Source organism: Pollutimonas nitritireducens (genome assembly GCF_002849615.1).
GTDB classification, from domain to species: domain Bacteria; phylum Pseudomonadota; class Gammaproteobacteria; order Burkholderiales; family Burkholderiaceae_B; genus Pollutimonas; species Pollutimonas nitritireducens.
The window spans coordinates 19,106-36,199 of sequence record NZ_PDNV01000015.1; the positions used below are offsets into that span (position 1 = coordinate 19,106).

The 17,094-nt window shown below is 58.5% G+C and carries 15 protein-coding genes; 9 read left to right on the forward strand and 6 right to left on the reverse strand.

Annotated features, from left to right (window positions below; translation table 11 throughout):
• Nucleotides 1-8: 8 nt before the first annotated feature.
• Nucleotides 9-440 carry a Cd(II)/Pb(II)-responsive transcriptional regulator gene (gene cadR, locus CR155_RS19230; RefSeq protein ID WP_102071661.1) on the reverse strand — a complete coding sequence of 144 codons (432 nt, stop codon included), beginning with the start codon at nt 438-440 and terminating at the stop codon, nt 9-11.
• Nucleotides 441-502: 62 nt separating this feature from the next.
• Here cadR and CR155_RS19235 point away from each other — a divergent pair, with 62 nt between their 5' ends.
• Nucleotides 503-2,734, forward strand: coding sequence for a heavy metal translocating P-type ATPase (locus CR155_RS19235; RefSeq protein WP_102071662.1), 2,232 nt, complete (start codon nt 503-505; stop codon nt 2,732-2,734).
• A 63-nt stretch (nt 2,735-2,797) separates the two neighbouring features.
• Complete coding sequence (locus CR155_RS19240; RefSeq protein WP_102071663.1) at nt 2,798-4,459, forward strand: SulP family inorganic anion transporter; 1,662 nt, start codon at nt 2,798-2,800, stop codon at nt 4,457-4,459.
• Nucleotides 4,460-4,524: 65 nt separating this feature from the next.
• Here CR155_RS19240 and CR155_RS19245 read toward each other — a convergent pair whose 3' ends face one another.
• Genes CR155_RS19245 through CR155_RS19265 form a run of 5 tightly spaced genes read right to left on the reverse strand, consistent with a single transcriptional unit; the run spans nt 4,525 to nt 9,270 of the window.
• Nucleotides 4,525-5,250 carry a lipoyl protein ligase domain-containing protein gene (locus CR155_RS19245; RefSeq protein ID WP_102071664.1) on the reverse strand — a complete coding sequence of 242 codons (726 nt, stop codon included), beginning with the start codon at nt 5,248-5,250 and terminating at the stop codon, nt 4,525-4,527.
• 25 nt (nt 5,251-5,275) lie between these two features.
• Entirely contained in the window at nt 5,276-5,743 is a 468-nt protein-coding gene (locus tag CR155_RS19250) for a TM2 domain-containing protein (protein WP_102071665.1), read from the reverse strand.
• A gap of 3 nt (nt 5,744-5,746) precedes the next feature.
• On the reverse strand, nt 5,747-6,928 hold the full coding sequence (locus CR155_RS19255; RefSeq protein ID WP_102071666.1) for a 50S ribosomal protein L11 methyltransferase: 1,182 nt from the start codon (nt 6,926-6,928) through the stop codon (nt 5,747-5,749).
• 44 nt (nt 6,929-6,972) lie between these two features.
• The gene (glpK, locus tag CR155_RS19260) at nt 6,973-8,472 is read right to left on the reverse strand and encodes a glycerol kinase GlpK (RefSeq protein ID WP_102071667.1); all 1,500 of its coding nucleotides are present in this window, start codon (nt 8,470-8,472) and stop codon (nt 6,973-6,975) included.
• A 33-nt stretch (nt 8,473-8,505) separates the two neighbouring features.
• Entirely contained in the window at nt 8,506-9,270 is a 765-nt protein-coding gene (locus CR155_RS19265; protein ID WP_102071668.1) for a DeoR/GlpR family DNA-binding transcription regulator, read from the reverse strand.
• A 136-nt stretch (nt 9,271-9,406) separates the two neighbouring features.
• Between CR155_RS19265 and CR155_RS19270 the strand changes: the two genes are divergently transcribed.
• From CR155_RS19270 to CR155_RS19300, 7 genes are all read left to right on the forward strand, one after another.
• Nucleotides 9,407-10,510 (forward strand): ABC transporter ATP-binding protein, encoded by a 1,104-nt coding sequence (locus CR155_RS19270; protein WP_102071733.1) that lies wholly within the window; start codon nt 9,407-9,409, stop codon nt 10,508-10,510.
• A gap of 1 nt (nt 10,511) precedes the next feature.
• Nucleotides 10,512-11,588, forward strand: a complete 1,077-nt coding sequence (locus CR155_RS19275; protein WP_102071669.1) for an ABC transporter ATP-binding protein — start codon at nt 10,512-10,514, stop codon at nt 11,586-11,588.
• Nucleotides 11,585-12,478, forward strand: coding sequence for a carbohydrate ABC transporter permease (locus tag CR155_RS19280; protein WP_102071670.1), 894 nt, complete (start codon nt 11,585-11,587; stop codon nt 12,476-12,478). Before CR155_RS19275 ends, CR155_RS19280 begins: the two co-directional genes overlap by 4 nt.
• Entirely contained in the window at nt 12,471-13,286 is an 816-nt protein-coding gene (locus CR155_RS19285) for a carbohydrate ABC transporter permease (protein WP_102071671.1), read from the forward strand. Before CR155_RS19280 ends, CR155_RS19285 begins: the two co-directional genes overlap by 8 nt.
• 10 nt (nt 13,287-13,296) lie before the next feature.
• Complete coding sequence (locus CR155_RS19290; RefSeq protein ID WP_102071672.1) at nt 13,297-13,605, forward strand: DUF2160 domain-containing protein; 309 nt, start codon at nt 13,297-13,299, stop codon at nt 13,603-13,605.
• Between the two features lie 95 nt (nt 13,606-13,700).
• Complete coding sequence (locus CR155_RS19295; RefSeq protein WP_102071673.1) at nt 13,701-15,431, forward strand: ABC transporter substrate-binding protein; 1,731 nt, start codon at nt 13,701-13,703, stop codon at nt 15,429-15,431.
• A gap of 49 nt (nt 15,432-15,480) precedes the next feature.
• Complete coding sequence (locus CR155_RS19300; RefSeq protein ID WP_102071674.1) at nt 15,481-17,076, forward strand: glycerol-3-phosphate dehydrogenase/oxidase; 1,596 nt, start codon at nt 15,481-15,483, stop codon at nt 17,074-17,076.
• Nucleotides 17,077-17,094: the final 18 nt, after the last annotated feature.

Here is a 17,094-nt window from a genome sequence, read left to right on the forward strand (position 1 = left end):
CTTGCGTTCTACCCCAGATGAGATGCCGACGGAAGCTTTTCCTCTGTCTCCATGGCCGCCAGGCCATTGAGTATGCCGCAGTCCTCTACCGGTTGTGCGCTGGCGCATTGCTCTCGCAGGCGTAGTAATTGACCCCTTAAACGCTGTAGCTCGGCTATTCGTACATCGACATGGACAATGTGTTCGTCGAGCAGATGGTTGACGGGGCCGCAGTTATCGTGAGGCTGGTCGATGTAGCTGAGCAGGCTGCGGATCTCGTCATGTGCCATATCAAGCTTGCGGCAATTACGGATAAAACGCAGGCGCTCCACATGCTCGGCGCGATACGTCCTGTAGTTGCTGTCGCTGCGATCGGGGGCCGGAAGCAAACCTTCCCTCTCGTAGAAGCGTATGGTTTCAGTACTGCAAGTGGCCGCCTTGGCCAGATCGCCGATTTTCATGCAGGCTCCTATGAGACGTTGACCTTATAGTTACTTTAAGGTGTTTACTGAGCTTACGCAACATGTCGGGCCGAACGTCTATGTCCAGTCACCATCACCATTGTCATGATCATATAGATCATTCTGTTCATCACGGACACTCACAGGCCGATCCCGGCCTGAACGCGATTGAGGCAACATCTGTTCCGGGTGCCGCGCGCACGGCAATGCGCATCAGCCAGATGGACTGTCCTACCGAAGAGGGGTTGATCCGCAAGAAATTGGAACCCATGGCGGGTGTACTGGGCGTGCATTTCAACCTCATGCGACGCGTGCTGACGGTGGACCATGCCCCCTCGGCCTTGGCGGATATTCTTCAAGCGATACAGAGCCTTGGTTTTGAACCGGAACTTCCCGAACAGGGCAAGGTACTAGGCAAGGCCTTGGCCGCCCCCGCCAAATCATGGTGGCCAATGGTCGTCGCGGCAGTGGCGGCCCTCGGGGCTGAGGTGGTCCATTGGCTGGACTATCCCGGCTGGATTTCGATAATGCTTGCCATGCTCGCCATCGCGCTCAGCGGAACGGCCACCTATAAGAAAGGACTACTTGCCGTCCGCCATGGCAATCTAAATATCAATGCGTTGATGAGTATCGCAGTAACCGGCGCGCTCGCTCTGGGGCATTGGGCGGAGGGCGCCATGGTCATGGTCCTGTTTTCAATTGCCGAACTCCTGGAGGCTCGTTCGCTGGATCGCGCCCGCCATGCCATCACGCGACTCATGGAAGTGGCACCGGAAACCGTGTCCATGCAGAGCGCCGATGGTGGCTGGCTGACAGTGGTGGCGGCGTCGGTAGAGCCCGGGGCAATGTTGCGGGCCCGTCCGGGCGAGCGCATAGGCCTGGACGGGCGCATCGTCGGCGGTCGCACGACGGTCGACCAGGCTCCCATCACTGGCGAAAGCATGCCGGTTGAAAAGGGCGTGGGCGACATTGTCTTTGCCGGTAGCATCAACGGCATGGCCGAAATTGAGTATCGCGTGGAGGCTGCTTTCAGCGACACCATGTTGGCCCGTATCGTCCATGCTGTCGAGGCTGCACAGGCCAGCAAGGCACCCACCCAGCGCCTGGTTGACCGGTTTGCGAAGGTCTACACGCCCATCGTATGCGGCCTGGCCTTGCTGGTGGCGCTCATTCCGCCGCTGGTGCTCCAGGAACCCTGGCTCGACTGGTTCTACAAGGCACTGGTGCTGCTGGTCATTGCATGTCCTTGTGCACTGGTCATTTCCACGCCGGTAGCTATCGTCAGCGGGCTGGCAGCTGCTGCACGCCACGGCATTCTTATCAAAGGCGGAATCCATCTTGAGCAGGGCCGCCGGCTGGCGTGGTTGGCGCTGGATAAAACCGGAACGCTTACGGAAGGGCGGCCTCGACAAACCGACATTGTCGTTCTGGACCGTCAGATAGACAATGACGGGCACTATCAACGGTTGGCAGCCAGTCTGGCGGCCCGCTCCGATCATCCGGTTTCGCAGGCCATTTTGCAGGCCTATGGTTCTGATGATCTATTGGATGTTCACGACTCCGCGGCCGTGCTGGGGGGCGGCACCCAGGGGCGCGTGGAGGGTGTCCTGTACCGCCTCGGTAGCTTGCGTTGGGTCAACAGCCTGGCCACCGGCGCGCGTTCCGGTTCCGACCTTGAACATCGCGCCGCGGCCTTGCAAGACCAAGGCAAGACGGTGACGGTGTTGGCGAGCGCCGACCGGATACTGGCGCTTTTCGCGGTTGCTGATGCGGTAAAGCCCTCGTCGCAGGAGGCCATTGCTCAGCTGCATGGAATGGGCGTACAGACCGCAATGCTGTCAGGCGACAACCTACCCGCGGCACATGGCATTGCGCGTCAGGTCGGTATTGATAACGTCCATGCCGAACTCATGCCGGGCGATAAACTCAAGGCAATCCAGCGTTATGGCGGCCTGGGTGTCGTGGGAATGGTTGGTGATGGAATCAACGATGCGCCGGCGCTGGCGCGTGCCGATATTGGATTCGCCATGGGGGCGATGGGCAGCGATACGGCCATAGAAACGGCTGATGTGGCGCTCATGGACGACGATCTGCGCAAAATCCCGCGCTTTATCCGCTTGTCGAACGCCACGCATGCCGTGCTGGTTCAGAATATCTCGGTGGCGTTGGGTATAAAGGCCGTTTTTCTAATCTTGACGGTGTGGGGCATGGGTACCATGTGGATGGCGGTTTTCGCCGATGTCGGCGCCAGCCTTCTGGTTGTGGCAAACAGCTTACGCCTTCTGCGGAAATAGCCGACGTTACACTACTTTACAGTATACTAACGACTATATTGCGCTGGCTACACTGGAATCTTGATGTTTGCTCTTTTTGATGCGTACCGTGCCGGGATGTTTCATCGGTCACACTGGTTGCCCAATATTATCGCCGGACTAATCGTCGGCGTCGTGGCGCTGCCTCTTGCGATGGCGTTTGCCATCGCGTCAGGCGTCAAACCGGAACAGGGTATCTATACTGCCATCGTCGCGGGCATCATCGTGTCGCTGTTTGGCGGCAGCCGTGTGCAAATTGCCGGTCCCACAGGCGCATTCATCGTTATTTTGGCGGCCGTCGTCGCCGAGCATGGCGTCGATGGCTTGCAAATAGCCACCGCAATGGCTGGCATCATCCTGCTGCTGTTCGGTGTTGCACGCATGGGTGCTGTCATCAAATTCATTCCGGCACCTGTCATCGTCGGCTTTACGGCCGGCATTGGCGTGGTCATCTGGGTCGGCCAATGGAAGGATTTCTTCGGCCTGCCTCCTGTTGCTGGCGAACATTTCCATCAGAAGCTGTGGCATTTGCTGCAGGTCTTGCCGCAGCTCGATTGGGCAACGACCTTCCTGGCGTCCATCGCCCTGGCACTGCTGATTGCCGCGCCGCGCATACGCGTGCTGGCGCGGGTACCGGGTCCGCTGCTGGCCCTGGTTGTCGTTACCATCATCCAGGCCATATTCAATTTCGATAGCGTAGCGACCATAGGCAGCACGTACGGCGAGATACCGCGCGGCTTGCCCTCGTGGCAGGTTCCCGAAATTACGCTATCGCGCCTGGTTGAACTTATCGGCCCTGCCTTTGCCATTGCAATGTTGGGCGCCATCGAATCACTGCTTTCCGCCGTGGTGGCCGACGGAATGGCTGGCACGCGACACAACTCCAATCAGGAGCTCATAGGCCAGGGACTAGCCAATATCGTGGCGCCTTTGTTCGGCGGCATCGCCGCCACCGGCGCCATTGCGCGTACGGCTACAAATATTCGCAATGGCGGAACCAGCCCCCTCGCCGGCATTGTGCACGCATTGACCCTGGTCGTGGTTCTGCTTTTTCTGGCGCCGCTGGCCGCCAATATACCCTTGGCCTGCCTGGCTGCCATCCTTTTTGTGGTGGCCTGGAACATGAGCGAATTGCGCCATGTCATCAAGATGATAAAAGGCGCGCCGCGGGCTGACGTCATTATATTGTTGGTCACCTTTACACTCACGGTATTTGCCGATCTGGTTGTCGCGGTGAACATTGGCGTGGTGCTGGCCATGTTGCATTTCATGCGGCGCATGGCCGAAAGCGTGGTTGTGCGTCGCATGAATGGCCCCGCGCTGGATAAAGAATTGGCACAGGAAGGTGTGCACCAGTTGCCGCCCGGGGTGTTGGTCTATGCCGTGGAGGGGCCGTTCTTCTTTGCGGCGGTCGAGGCGTTCGAGCGTGCGCTGGCCGATACCCATACCGATCCCGAGGTCCTCGTGATTCGGCTGCGAAATGTGCCGTTCATCGATGCGACGGGCCTGCAGACCCTGGAAGAAGTGGTGCTGGATCTTCAGGCGCGCGGGATACGGGTGATGATCGTCGAGGCTAACTCCCGCGTTTCTGGAAAACTCGAGAAAATGGGTCTCACCGCCAAGCTTGGCTCGGGAAACACGATCGCGACGCTCATCGAGGCCATCAAGCAGTTACAGACGCAACGGGATTCCACCGTGCCGGCCTAATGCATTGGTAAACACGGCCCGCATGGTCGCAACCATATCAGCCATATGGAACTTGCTGCGATTGCTTATCCCGGGAACAAGATCTGACGTTCCAGCGCAGTACGCAACGTGCCTGCGAAGCGAAGCCCGTCGGAGGCCGGCGTGGCGAGCAAATCGTGCAGGGAGGCAAGCTTGTCGCTGGAATATCGTTTTTCGGTACCCAAGGCCTGTTCGAAATGGTTGGCCGTCGCGGTGAGGGCCACAACGTCGACCTGCGCAAGTATGAGGCCGTGCACCAGTACGATCTGCAATCGGCCACCTCCCGCAGGGCCGGCCTGACTTCGCCACAACTGCGCCGTGCCAGCGACTTTCCTGGCACTGGTTTCGCCACCAACCGCAAGGTTATAGCGGCCATCGCAAAATGAACCTTCCACCGCCCGGGGATGGCTGTCGATCCCGAACTCACGCAAAGCGCCTGCGATTACCCCGCAGATCAGCAGATAGGCGTCGTCCGAATGATCCAGTGGCTTACCCTCCACCGCGTAAGCCAGGCTCAGATTGAGGATGCCGTCCCCCTGCGGAACAATGCCGCCACCAGATTGCCGGACTGTTACAGGCCAGCCCAATTGAGCAAACTCGGCGCAGCTGGCCTCGAACGCGGCATGGCGTTGGTATGTGCGGGGCACGACCAAGCCCTGATCGGACTGCCATAGACAGGCCGTGGGGCCATTTTCAGCGGCCAGGGCGATCAGGCATTCGTCGAACCGGGCATCCCGGTGCAAGCTGGTTGAAGGCAGCAACTGAAACAGCATTGGCCTGGCAGTCAATTGCTTGCGATCACGTACGAACCATGGCGAACTCTTCGTCGCTCATGAACATATAGCGCACCGCGTCGATAAGTCCCAGGATAATGACCAGCGGCGCGAAGAAATAGAAAATAGCCAGGTAGAAGATGCCCCAGCCGATCTGCCCCAAAAAAAACCGGTGCGCGCCCAGCCAGCCCAGGAAGATGGCCAGCACAATCGCTATCTTGCGATGATTGGTGGGCTTTTCCAGTTCGGAGCCTTTGCTTTTGATGATCCACAGACTGATGGGGACGGTAAGAAGCAGGGCGATGACAACTTTGGTGGCGTGGAGGGTGACGTAGTTTTTGGCCGCGTAGTACACATCGGAAAAATTATGAAACACCAACCCGGTCAAATGAGATATCCAGGCGAAGGCTTCGTACGCAATCGTTTCGCCAAAGGTCAGTGCGACCAGAATGATAATGAAAACGGCAATAGCCAGTATGATTTTTTGCAGCATGGTTCAGTGTGTCTCCGCACAAGGCGAGTGTAAGTGTAGGGCCAGTCGCCACAAGGACGTGGTCTCGGCGCTGCGCGCCGCATGCAGGGGGTCGGAGGTATCCGCAGCCTTGGAATGTTCGGGCCGTGCATCCAGTCGGTCTACGACCCGCAGACCGGCGGTGCTGATGGCATCCAGCAGGAACTCGCGACTGCGCAGTCCCAGGTGTTCGGCCAGGTCTGACATAATCAGCCAACCCTCGCCGCTGGGGGTGAGGTGGCTGGACAGCCCGTTCAGGAACCCGAGCAACATCATGTTATCCGGGTCGTAAATGGCGCGTTCGATGGGAATGGTAGGCTTGGCCGGCAACCATGGCGGGTTGCAGACGATCAGCCCGCTGCGACCCGGCGGAAACAGATTGACCTCCTCCACGGAAATGGAATCGTCCATGCCCAATAATGCGATGTTCTCACGTGCACACGCCAGCGCCCGCGGGTCTTGGTCAGTGGCAATGACTTTGCGTACCCCGCGGTGGGCCAGCACGGCGGCCAGGACCCCGCTACCGGTTCCAATGTCGAAGGCAAGGTCTCGCGTGGGCAGCGGTGCGCGTGCCACCAGGTCTATGTATTCGCCCCGATTGGGTGAGAAGACGCCATAGCCCACATGTATGCTGCGACCCAGCACAGGAACGGACACGCCTTTTTTCTTCCATTCATAGGCGCCGATAATTCCTTGCAAGGCCCTGAGGGGCAGCAGAAACGGTTCAGGCGTTTCGCCCAGGGCCGCAAAGCAGGCGTCGCGGACATTGGGTGCCCGGCGCAGCGCGATGCCGGCATCAGAGTCCAGTTCAATCAACAATTTGTTCAGCAATTGGCTACGTTGGGATTGGTGCAGCCGGTGTCGGTTGAAGGTGTCAATCGGCGACACGATGGCGTCGCGGCCGCGCACCGGCTTCTTTCGTTTGTCGACACGGCGCGTCAGCGCCTGCAGCAATTGCCTTGCATTCTGGAAGTCGCCTCGCCACAGCAAGGCCGTACCCTGGCTGATCAGGCGATAGGCCGCATCGGCGCTTAGCGTGTCGTCCGCAGTGATGATCCGTTTGGGTGGCGCACTGCTATTGTGTGCATACCATCGTGCCGAACGGGCTTGTTCATTTTCCGTCCACGTTACGTGGACGAGGTCGGCATTGAAGCGGGTGTCGGGCATGATTCGGCCATTTGTGGAATACCCTTATTGTAGGTCACCGGCGGTCAGGACATCGGCAGGCAGGTTTGGCGTACCGCATGCTCCCACCGTTCCATCAGCGCCTGTGCATCGGCCCGGGCCAGCTGGGGTTCAAAACGTCGCTCGACCCGCCACAAGGTAGAGAGATGTTCTTTGTCCTTGTAGACGCCGCTGGTCAGGCCGGCGAGATAGGCGGCGCCCAAGGCGGTGGTCTCTACCATGGTGGGGCGCAATACGGGGATGCCCAGCAGGTCGGCCTGGAATTGCATCAGCAAATCGTTCACGCAGGCACCGCCGTCCACACGCAGCTCTGCCAAAGGCTCGGATCCGGCAGCGACGGCGTCGCGGCTCATGGCTGACAGCAGGGCGGCACTTTGATACGCAATACTTTCCAGGGCCGCGCGGGCGATGTGCGCCATGGTGCTGCCGCGCGTAAGTCCGGTGATGGTGCCACGCGCGTCGGGCTTCCAGTACGGCGCGCCTAGCCCGGTAAACGCGGGCACCAGCATGACGCCGCCCGAATCCGGCACGCTTTGGGCAAGCTCTTCAATTTCGCTGCTTCTCTTGACGGCGTTGAGTCCATCGCGCAGCCATTGAACCACGGCGCCCGCCACGAATACGCTGCCTTCCATGGCAAATTCGGGTTGATTGCTGGTCTGGGCGGCGCTGGTGGTGACCAGGCCGTTCTGTGATGTTTGAAACTTGGTGCCGGTATGCATCAGCATGAAGCACCCTGTGCCATAGGTGTTTTTCGCCATGCCGGCAGTGAAGCAGGCCTGGCCGAACAAGGCGCTTTGCTGGTCGCCGGCTACACCGCAAATAGGAATGGGGTGCCCCAGGAGCTCGGCGTGTATGGCGCCAAATTCGGCAGCCGAGGGCAGGACTTGCGGCATGAGAGCGGGCTCGATATCCATGGCCTGCAGCAGTTCGTCGTCCCACTGGTTGTCGTGCACATTGAAAAGCATGGTGCGTGAGGCATTGCTGACGTCCGTGAGATGTTGCTGTCCCTTGGTCAGCTGCCAGATCAACCAGCTGTCAACCGTGCCAAAAGCCAGCTCGCCCCGACGGGCCTGCTCGCGCACGTCAGGCACATGGTCCAGTATCCATTTCAATTTGGTGCCCGAAAAATAGGCATCGACGCGTAATCCGGTTTTCTGAAGGATGGCACGATCCATCCCGCTTTCGCGCAGGGCCGCACAGGTCGGCTCGGCTCGTCTGTCCTGCCAGACGATGGCGTTGTACACCGGCCGACCCGTCTTACGATTCCACACCAGGGTGGTTTCGCGCTGGTTGGTAATGCCGATAGCGCGGATATCGGTGGCGGCCAGTCCAGCGTTGACGATGGCTTCGCGAGCGGTTTCCAACTGCGTTGCCCAGATTTCCATGGGATCGTGCTCGACCCAGCCTGGCTTCGGATAGAGCTGGGTGATCTCCTTTTGCGCCAGTGCCACGATGCCTCCGGCTTCATCAAAGACAATGCTGCGTGTGCTGGAGGTTCCCTGGTCGAGTGCAAGTAGATAAGTCATGGCGGGTCGCTAGAAGGAGTAGGATGGTTTTTATCAGAGTGCGATATCGCATCGGACTTGCGCGCGAGCCAGCAGCTCCGGAAATGGTTCCGGGGGGACGTCGTCGGTAAAGAGTCGGTCGATCTGGCCCAGATGGGCGACCCGTACCATGGCAAGACGGTTGAACTTGCTGGCATCGGCCGCCAGCCAGACCTCGCGCGCGTTCGCAATGATAGCCTGGGATACCTTTACTTCACGATAGTCGAAATCGCGCAAGGACCCGTCCGCCTCGATGCCCGATATGCCGATCAGCGCGATATCGACTTTGAACTGGTGGATGAAATCGACTGTAGCCTCGCCGACGATACCCTGGTCGCGCGCCCGCACCACGCCGCCGGCCACGATGACCTCACTGTTCTGATTTCGGCTTAGTATGGCGGCAACATTGATGTTGTTGGTGATGACGCGCAACCCGGTGTGCTGCATCAGGGCCTTGGCAATGGCCTCGGTCGTGGTGCCGATATTGATAAGCAGCGAGCAGTCGTTCGGTACGGCTTGCGCAACTGCCTGGGCAATTCGGCGTTTGCCCTCCGCATGCAAATTCTCGCGTTGATGATGGGCAATATTTTCGATTGTGGAGTCAGGCAGCCGCGCACCGCCATGAAAGCGGGCCAGCAGCCCAGCTTCCGAGAGTCGGTGCACATCACGGCGTACCGTCTGTACGCTGACGTCCAGATGGGCTGCCAACTCGTCGACCGTACTGGAATGATGCTTTTGCACATGCTGCATCAGTTTCAATTGGCGTGGGTTCGGATTCATGTTTCTGATCGGGGACAAAACAGAAACGACTGTACATCGAAAGAAAAGGAACCGACCCTAGGGTTTTCATCTAGGGATAATAGTCAATAAACGAACAATAATGCGCAGAATAGAACAAGTACAGCGAGATAAGACCATGCAGTTGGCGCTAGACGGCATCAGCAAGAAAATGGGAAGCGAAACTTGGCTTTATGAAATGAGCCTGCGTCCGCGAGCCGGTGCAGTGACTGTGTTGCTGGGCGCGACCCTGGCCGGCAAGACCAGCCTCATGCGGATCATGGCGGGACTCGACGCGCCCAGCGCTGGCAAGGTGCTGGTGGACGATTACGATGTAACAGGCAAGTCGGTACGCCATCGCAATGTTGCCATGGTTTACCAGCAATTCATCAATTACCCTTCGTTCACGGTCGCGCAAAATATTGCATCGCCGCTCAAATTGCGTGGTGAGAAAAACATTGCGGCACAGGTGCAGACGCTGGCCGACAAGTTGCACATCGGCATGTTCCTCGACCGCTTGCCAGCCGAGCTTTCCGGAGGACAGCAGCAGCGCGTGGCGCTGGCACGGGCCTTGGCAAAGAATGCTCCGCTCATGCTGCTGGACGAGCCTCTGGTCAATCTTGATTACAAGCTGCGCGAAGAGTTGCGCGAAGAACTCGGTTCATTGTTCGCATCGCGCGATTCGACGATAGTCTATGCCACGACGGAACCGGGCGAAGCCTTGCTGCTGGGCGGTTATACCGCAGTGCTCGATCGCGGCGAATTGCTGCAATACGGGCCTGCCACCGACGTGTTCAATTTTCCGAGTTCGGTCCGGGTCGCGCGTGCGTTCAGCGATCCGCCCATGAACTTCGTAAAGGCGTTGCGGACCGGTGCAGGCGTACAGCTTCCCTCCGGAGAGGTACTGTCGTTACCTTTGCCTGAAAGCGTCACGGGCGGGGCCTATCCCGGCGGGGCCTATCCCGGCGGGGCTGATATCACGGTAGGTTTGCGCGCCAGTGCCTTGCGCCTGCAGGCACGTGAAGGTGACATTGCTTTGCACGGCAACGTCCAGTTGGCCGAGATTTCGGGATCCGATACCTTCGTGCACATGACGTCCGACATCGGCGATGTGGTGGCGCAGGTCACCGGCGTTCATCACTTCGATATCAATGCGCCGTTGGTGTTGTACTTCACCCCGGCCATGGCCTTCGTCTTCGATGCGGCCGATAGTCTGCTGTATGCACCGAAAAGGAAGCATTGATATGGCACGCATTGAACTGGACCTGTCTCATTCCTATCTGGAACATCCGAAAAGCGACGAGGACTACGCCTTGCTGCCAATGATGATGACATTTCGCGACGGCGGGGCGTATGCTTTGCTTGGACCCTCGGGGTGTGGCAAGACCACCATGCTCAATATCATTTCTGGATTGCTCAAACCCTCGCACGGAACGGTACACTTCGACGGCGTCGACAAGACGGGCGCCACGCCGCAGGCGCGCAATATCGCGCAGGTGTTCCAGTTCCCGGTGGTTTACGACACCATGACGGTGGGCGAGAATCTTGCATTTCCCCTGCGCAACCGCAATATGCCGGCGGCGCAGATCAAAGCCCGCGTCGGCCAGATCTCGGAAATGCTCGAATTGAATCATCAACTCGACCAGCGCGCCGCAGGGCTTTCAGCCGATGCCAAACAGAAGATCTCCCTGGGGCGAGGCCTGGTGAGGTCTGACGTGTCGGCGGTCTTGTTCGACGAACCGCTTACCGTTATTGACCCCCAGCTGAAGTGGCAATTGCGTCGCAAGCTCAAGCAGATACACCACGAGCTGAAACTAACGCTTATCTATGTCACCCATGATCAGGTTGAGGCGTTGACCTTTGCCGAACAGATCATGGTTATGTCACGCGGCAAGGTTGTGCAGGTCGGCACACCTGAAGATCTGTTCGAACGACCTGCCCATACCTTCGTAGGCCATTTCATCGGTTCGCCCGGCATGAATATCCTGCCCATCGAATCGGTCGATGGCGTGGTCAGGCTGGACGGGCAGTCAGTGCCGATGCCGGCCGGCATCGCACCCGCCCGTGGCCATATCAAATTGGGCATACGCCCCGAATATACGCAGTTGGCCGAGCCCGGCAAGCCGGGCGTCTTTACGGCTGTGGTCGAGAAGGTCCAGGACGTTGGTACGTACCAGTTGCTGACCGCGCGCGTGGGCTCGCATCTTGTACGCGCACGGCTGGATCTGGAACACGATCTTCCCAAGCCCGGCGCGCCGACGGGATTGGCGCTGCTGGACAGGCACTCCTGCTTTTATCGCGACGAGGAGCTGATTACATGAGCGTTTCGACTAAACCCGTGAACCAGAAAGCCTGGTGGCTGATAGTGCCGGTCGTGGTGTGTGTGGCGTTTTCCGCCATATTGCCGCTCATGACCGTCGTAAATTATTCGGTGCAGGATGTCATATCCCCGACGCGGGCTGTGTTCGTGGGCACCGAGTGGTTTACTGCGGTCATGCGGGACCAGGACCTGCACGGGGCGTTGCTGCGGCAACTGGTGTTTTCGTTCTCTGTGCTCGCCATAGAGATACCCTTGGGCATCATGCTTGCCCTGGCCATGCCCGCCACCGGCTGGAAGTCGTCCGCCGTGCTCGTGCTGATTGCCTTGTCGCTGCTTATTCCATGGAATGTTGTCGGCACGATCTGGCAGATATTCGGACGCCCCGACATTGGCCTGATGGGTCACGCCCTGCGGTCGATGGGCATCGAATTCAGCTACGCCAGCAACCCGACACACGCCTGGCTAACCGTACTGTTGATGGATGTATGGCATTGGACACCGCTGGTTGCCTTGCTGGCGTTCGCGGGCTTGCGATCCATTCCCGACGCATATTACCAGGCAGCCAGCATTGACGGCGCCAGCAAGTTTTCGATCTTTCGCTATATACAGTTGCCCAAGATGCGCGGGGTGCTGATGGTTGCGGTATTGCTCAGGTTCATGGACAGCTTCATGATCTATACCGAGCCCTTTGTACTGACCGGCGGCGGCCCCGGCGATGCCACCACTTTCCTTAGCCAGTATCTGACGCAGAAGGCGGTCGGGCAATTCGATGTGGGTCCGGCGGCGGCATTCTCGCTGATCTATTTCCTGATCATCCTGTTGCTGTGTTTCATCCTGTACAGCTGGATGCTCCGCGTGGGAACACAAGACAAGGAGCCCGGTCATGAATGACAGCAGGCGCTTTCGCAAGCGCAGCATCTTCCTGGTTCTGTACCTGATATTTGCCATGTTGCCCATCTACTGGATGATCAACATGAGCTTCAAGACCAATCAGGGCATCTTGTCCAGCTTCGCGCTATGGCCCACAACGTTCACATGGGACAACTATAAAACTATCTTCACTGACCGCTCGTGGTATAGCGGATATATCAACAGCCTGATTTATGTGGTGCTCAACACGGTTATCTCCGTTACCGTGGCGCTGCCCGCTGCCTATGCGTTTTCACGCTACCGCTTCCTTGGCGACAAGCATGTGTTTTTCTGGCTGTTGACCAATCGCATGACGCCCCCGGCCGTATTTCTCTTGCCATTTTTTCAGCTGTACTCGACCTTGGGCCTGATGGACACGTATTGGGCGGTGGCCCTGGCACACCTGGTGTTCAACGTGCCGCTGGCGGTATGGATACTGGAGGGTTTCATGAGCGGGATCCCCCGTGAAATCGACGAAACCGCTTATATCGACGGCTATGGCTTCCCGCGTTTCTTTCTTACCATCTTTTTGCCGCTCATCAAGGCCGGCGTCGGCGTGGCAGCGTTTTTCTGTTTCATGTTCAGCTGGGTCGAGCTGCTGCTGGCTCGCACGCTGACCAGCGTGCATGCCAAGCCTATTGTTGCCACCATGACGCGGACGGTCTCGGCATCCGGCATGGACTGGGCCACTCTGGCGGCAGCGGGAACCCTCACCATTATTCCGGGCGCCATCGTGATCTGGTTCGTCCGGCACTACATTGCAAAGGGCTTTGCAATGGGACGCGTGTAAAGGAAGCGCCATGCTGGATTGGATGGTCTGGACCGTACCCACTGCCGTATTTTTCATTTGCATAGCACTGATGCTTGTGGGCATGACGCTGTGGGAAATAAAGCAGCCCACCACCGTGCGCAAAGGCTTCCTGCCCATGGCGACCACGCGCGGCGACCGCCTGTTCATGGGTTTGCTACTTGCCGCGTACATCAATTTGGGTTTCCTGGGACTGAGCGGCAAGCTGGCTCACTGGCTTGGGCTTTCCCAGGAACCCTCTGTCTGGATCAGTTTCGTGGTGTCCATGCTGGTTCTCGCGCTGGTCATGCGCAAGGGATAACGTTTATTTGTGGTTGCGCGCGGTTTTCTTATCCCCCGGATCAGCGCGGCAGGGCAATGGAATGAGCGGGGACATGATCCATCAAGGAGACGATAATGTTATTTCACCGTACCGCACTGGCATTCGCCGTAACCTGCCTGCTTTCCGGCCAGGCGTATGCAGGCGAAGCCGAAGCCCAGAAGTGGGTAGATAACGAGTTCCAGCCATCGACGCTGTCCAAGGATCAGCAAATGGCCGAAATGAAGTGGTTCATCGACGCTGCAGCGAAATTGAAGGAGCAGGGCGTCAACGAAATATCGGTCGTATCTGAAACGATTACGACGCATGAATACGAAGCCAAGACGCTGGCTAGGGCGTTTGCGGAAATCACCGGTATCAGAGTGAACCACGATCTCATCCAGGAGGGCGATGTTGTCGAGAAATTGCAGACATCCATGCAATCCGGCAGGTCCATCTACGATGGGTGGATTTCGGACTCCGACCTGATAGGAACACACTACCGTTATGGCGAAATGCTGTCGCTTACGGATTACATGAATGGCGAGGGCAAGCAGTGGACAAATCCTCAACTGGATATCAAGGATTTTATTGGCACTTCATTCACCACCGCGCCCGACGACAAGCTTTATCAACTTCCCGATCAACAGTTTGCAAACCTTTATTGGTTCCGTGCGGATCTGTTTGCGCGGCAAGACTTGAGAGACCAGTTCAAGGCCAAGTACGGCTACGACCTTGGCGTACCCGTCAACTGGACCGCTTACGAAGACATCGCCAGCTTCTTCACCAACGATGTCAAGACAATCGATGGTCAACCTATATATGGACATATGGACTACGGCAAGAAGGATCCATCGCTGGGATGGCGCTTCACGGATGCCTGGCTGTCCATGGCCGGCACTGCCGACAAGGGAACGCCCAATGGAATGCCTGTCGACGAATGGGGCATACGCGTTGCGGACGACAAATGCACGCCAGTGGGCGCTTCCGTATCGCGGGGCGGTGCCACCAATTCGCCCGCCGCCGTCTACGCCCTGACCAAATACATCGATTGGATGAAAAAGTACGCACCCAAACAGGCGCAAGGCATGACGTTCAGCGAATCGGGCCCGGTCCCGGCACAAGGCCAGATTGCCCAACAGATCTTCTGGTATACGGCCTTCACCGCTGACATGACCAAGAAAGGCCTTCCCGTGGTCAACGAAGACGGTACGCCAAAATGGCGCATGGCCCCCGCACCTCATGGTCCTTACTGGAAGGATGGCATGCAGAATGGTTACCAGGATGTCGGTTCCTGGAGTTTCTTCAAGAATCATGATCCGAAGAAAATTGCCGGGGCCTGGTTGTACGCGCAGTTCGTGACAGCCAAAACCACGTCGCTGAAGAAATCCATCGTGGGGCTGACCTTTATTCGCGATAGCGATATTCACAGCGAGTACTTTACGAAGAATGCCGACAAGTATGGCGGCCTCATCGAGTTTTATCGCAGTCCGGCGCGGGTCGCATGGACGCCCACTGGAACCAACGTACCCGATTACCCCAAGCTTGCCCAGCTATGGTGGAAAAATGTGGCCACGGCCATCACCGGCGAAACCACGCCTCAACAAGCCATGGATACCCTGGCAACAGAAATGGATGCTGTCATGGCCAGGCTGGAGCGGGCGGGTATGAGCCAATGCGCGCCAAAGCTGAACCCCAAGAGCGATCCGGAAAAATGGCTGAGCGACAAGCAGGCGCCATGGAAAAAGCTGGCTAACGAAAGCCCCAAAGGTGAAACCGTTGCCTACGACGCCTTGCTGAGTGCATGGAAGGAAGGTCGGGTACGCTGACGCCGGTGTTCTACACTTAGGCTGCCCCGTATTATTTGGTTTCGCTTATATGACAACACTTGTTACTCCCCCGCCGTCCAACAGGACGCAGCTTTTGGCCGCCTTGGCCAGCGTCGGCCAAGTCGACCTGGCAATCATCGGGGGCGGGGCTTCTGGCCTGGGCGTGGCGCTTGATGCCGCCTTGCGCGGTCTCTCAGTAGTCTTGTTGGAGTCCCATGACTTTGCCAAGGGTACATCGTCGCGCGCCACGAAACTGGTACATGGCGGGGTACGCTACCTGGCGCAAGGCAATATCGCGCTGGTGCGCGAAGCCCTGCATGAGCGAACCACCCTGTTGCACAACGCGCCGCACCTGGCGCGTCCGCTGCCTTTCGTCATGCCCAGCTACAAGTGCTGGGAAACGCCGTTCTATGGGGTGGGCCTGAAGATGTACGATGCCCTCGCGGGCAAGGCTGGCTTGGGCTCCACGCAGTTTCTCAGTGCCAGTCAGGCGGGCCAGTGCCTGCCCGGTGTCAAGACCCAGGGCCTCAAAGGAGGCGTGAAGTATTGGGATGGTCAATTCGACGACGCGCGCCTGGCCGTGACGCTGGCGCGAACGGCTGCCTCGCAGGGAGCCTTATTGCTGAATTACTGTCCTGTCACCGGGCTCGTTCATCAAGACGGCAAGGTGGCGGGGGTGGAGTGCGAAGACGCCGAAACCGGCACGCCCTACACGGTGCTGGCCAAATGCGTCGTCAATGCTACCGGTGTGTGGGTCGACCAGATACGCCAGAAAGATGGTGCCGCCATCGGCCGCGACACGCAGGCCATGGTCTCGCCCAGCCAGGGTGTGCATCTTGTTGTCGACAAAGAGTTCCTCCCAGGCGATCACGCCTTGCTGGTTCCCAAGACCCAGGACGGACGCGTATTGTTTGCAGTTCCATGGCTGGGGAAGGTCATCCTGGGCACCACCGATACGCCTCGCCAGGATCTGTCGCGCGAGCCGGATGCCTTTGCAGAGGAAGTCGCCTTCATTCTGGGCGAGGCCGGCAAATACTTGGACCGCGCACCACAACGCAGCGACGTTAGAAGCATATGGGTAGGATTGCGACCGCTCGTGCGACCGCCGGAAAACGAAGGAGGCGCCACCAAGAAGATCAGCCGCGAACATATCGTGCTGGTCAGTCCGAGCGGGCTGGTAACTGTTACTGGCGGGAAATGGACGACGTATCGCGCGATGGCCGAGGACGTCCTGGAAAAATGTGTCCAGAATGGATTGTTGCCTCGCCTGCCGCCGTCCGAGACCAGCGATTTCCTACTGCTGGGCGCACAAGAAAACGGGCAGGCCCGTACGTCAATGGCAACGGTACCCGGGCTGGATGCCTATGGTAGCGAAGCGAAGTGCGTGCTGACCTTGCCCGGAAACGAAACGCTGCTCGCTCCGGGGCTGAGCGTTGCTATGCTGCGCTTTGCCGCACGCTACGAATACGCCCGCACAGTCGAAGATTTCCTGGCCCGACGCTCGCGTATATTGTTCCTGGATGCCAGATTGGCGGCCAGCCTTGCGCCGGCGGTGGCGGCGCTGATGCAAGAGGAAACTGGGGTGGATCCGCAACTGGATGCTTTCCTGCGGCTTACGAAGCAGTATCTGCGTTTGCCTTCCTGATACATCGGCGGCTGGACG

Coding starts and splice junctions, on each gene's coding strand:
- CR155_RS19255 (WP_102071666.1), bottom strand. CDS start 6,928: ATGCCCGACACCCGCTTCAATGCCGACCTCGTCCACGTAACGTGGACG.
- CR155_RS19275 (WP_102071669.1), top strand. CDS start 10,512: ATGGCACGCATTGAACTGGACCTGTCTCATTCCTATCTGGAACATCCG.
- CR155_RS19250 (WP_102071665.1), bottom strand. CDS start 5,743: ATGCTGCAAAAAATCATACTGGCTATTGCCGTTTTCATTATCATTCTG.
- CR155_RS19235 (WP_102071662.1), top strand. CDS start 503: ATGTCGGGCCGAACGTCTATGTCCAGTCACCATCACCATTGTCATGAT.
- CR155_RS19265 (WP_102071668.1), bottom strand. CDS start 9,270: ATGAATCCGAACCCACGCCAATTGAAACTGATGCAGCATGTGCAAAAG.
- CR155_RS19245 (WP_102071664.1), bottom strand. CDS start 5,250: ATGCTGTTTCAGTTGCTGCCTTCAACCAGCTTGCACCGGGATGCCCGG.
- CR155_RS19270 (WP_102071733.1), top strand. CDS start 9,407: ATGCAGTTGGCGCTAGACGGCATCAGCAAGAAAATGGGAAGCGAAACT.
- CR155_RS19240 (WP_102071663.1), top strand. CDS start 2,798: ATGTTTGCTCTTTTTGATGCGTACCGTGCCGGGATGTTTCATCGGTCA.
- CR155_RS19280 (WP_102071670.1), top strand. CDS start 11,585: ATGAGCGTTTCGACTAAACCCGTGAACCAGAAAGCCTGGTGGCTGATA.
- CR155_RS19285 (WP_102071671.1), top strand. CDS start 12,471: ATGAATGACAGCAGGCGCTTTCGCAAGCGCAGCATCTTCCTGGTTCTG.
- CR155_RS19295 (WP_102071673.1), top strand. CDS start 13,701: ATGTTATTTCACCGTACCGCACTGGCATTCGCCGTAACCTGCCTGCTT.
- glpK (WP_102071667.1), bottom strand. CDS start 8,472: ATGACTTATCTACTTGCACTCGACCAGGGAACCTCCAGCACACGCAGC.
- cadR (WP_102071661.1), bottom strand. CDS start 440: ATGAAAATCGGCGATCTGGCCAAGGCGGCCACTTGCAGTACTGAAACC.
- CR155_RS19300 (WP_102071674.1), top strand. CDS start 15,481: ATGACAACACTTGTTACTCCCCCGCCGTCCAACAGGACGCAGCTTTTG.
- CR155_RS19290 (WP_102071672.1), top strand. CDS start 13,297: ATGCTGGATTGGATGGTCTGGACCGTACCCACTGCCGTATTTTTCATT.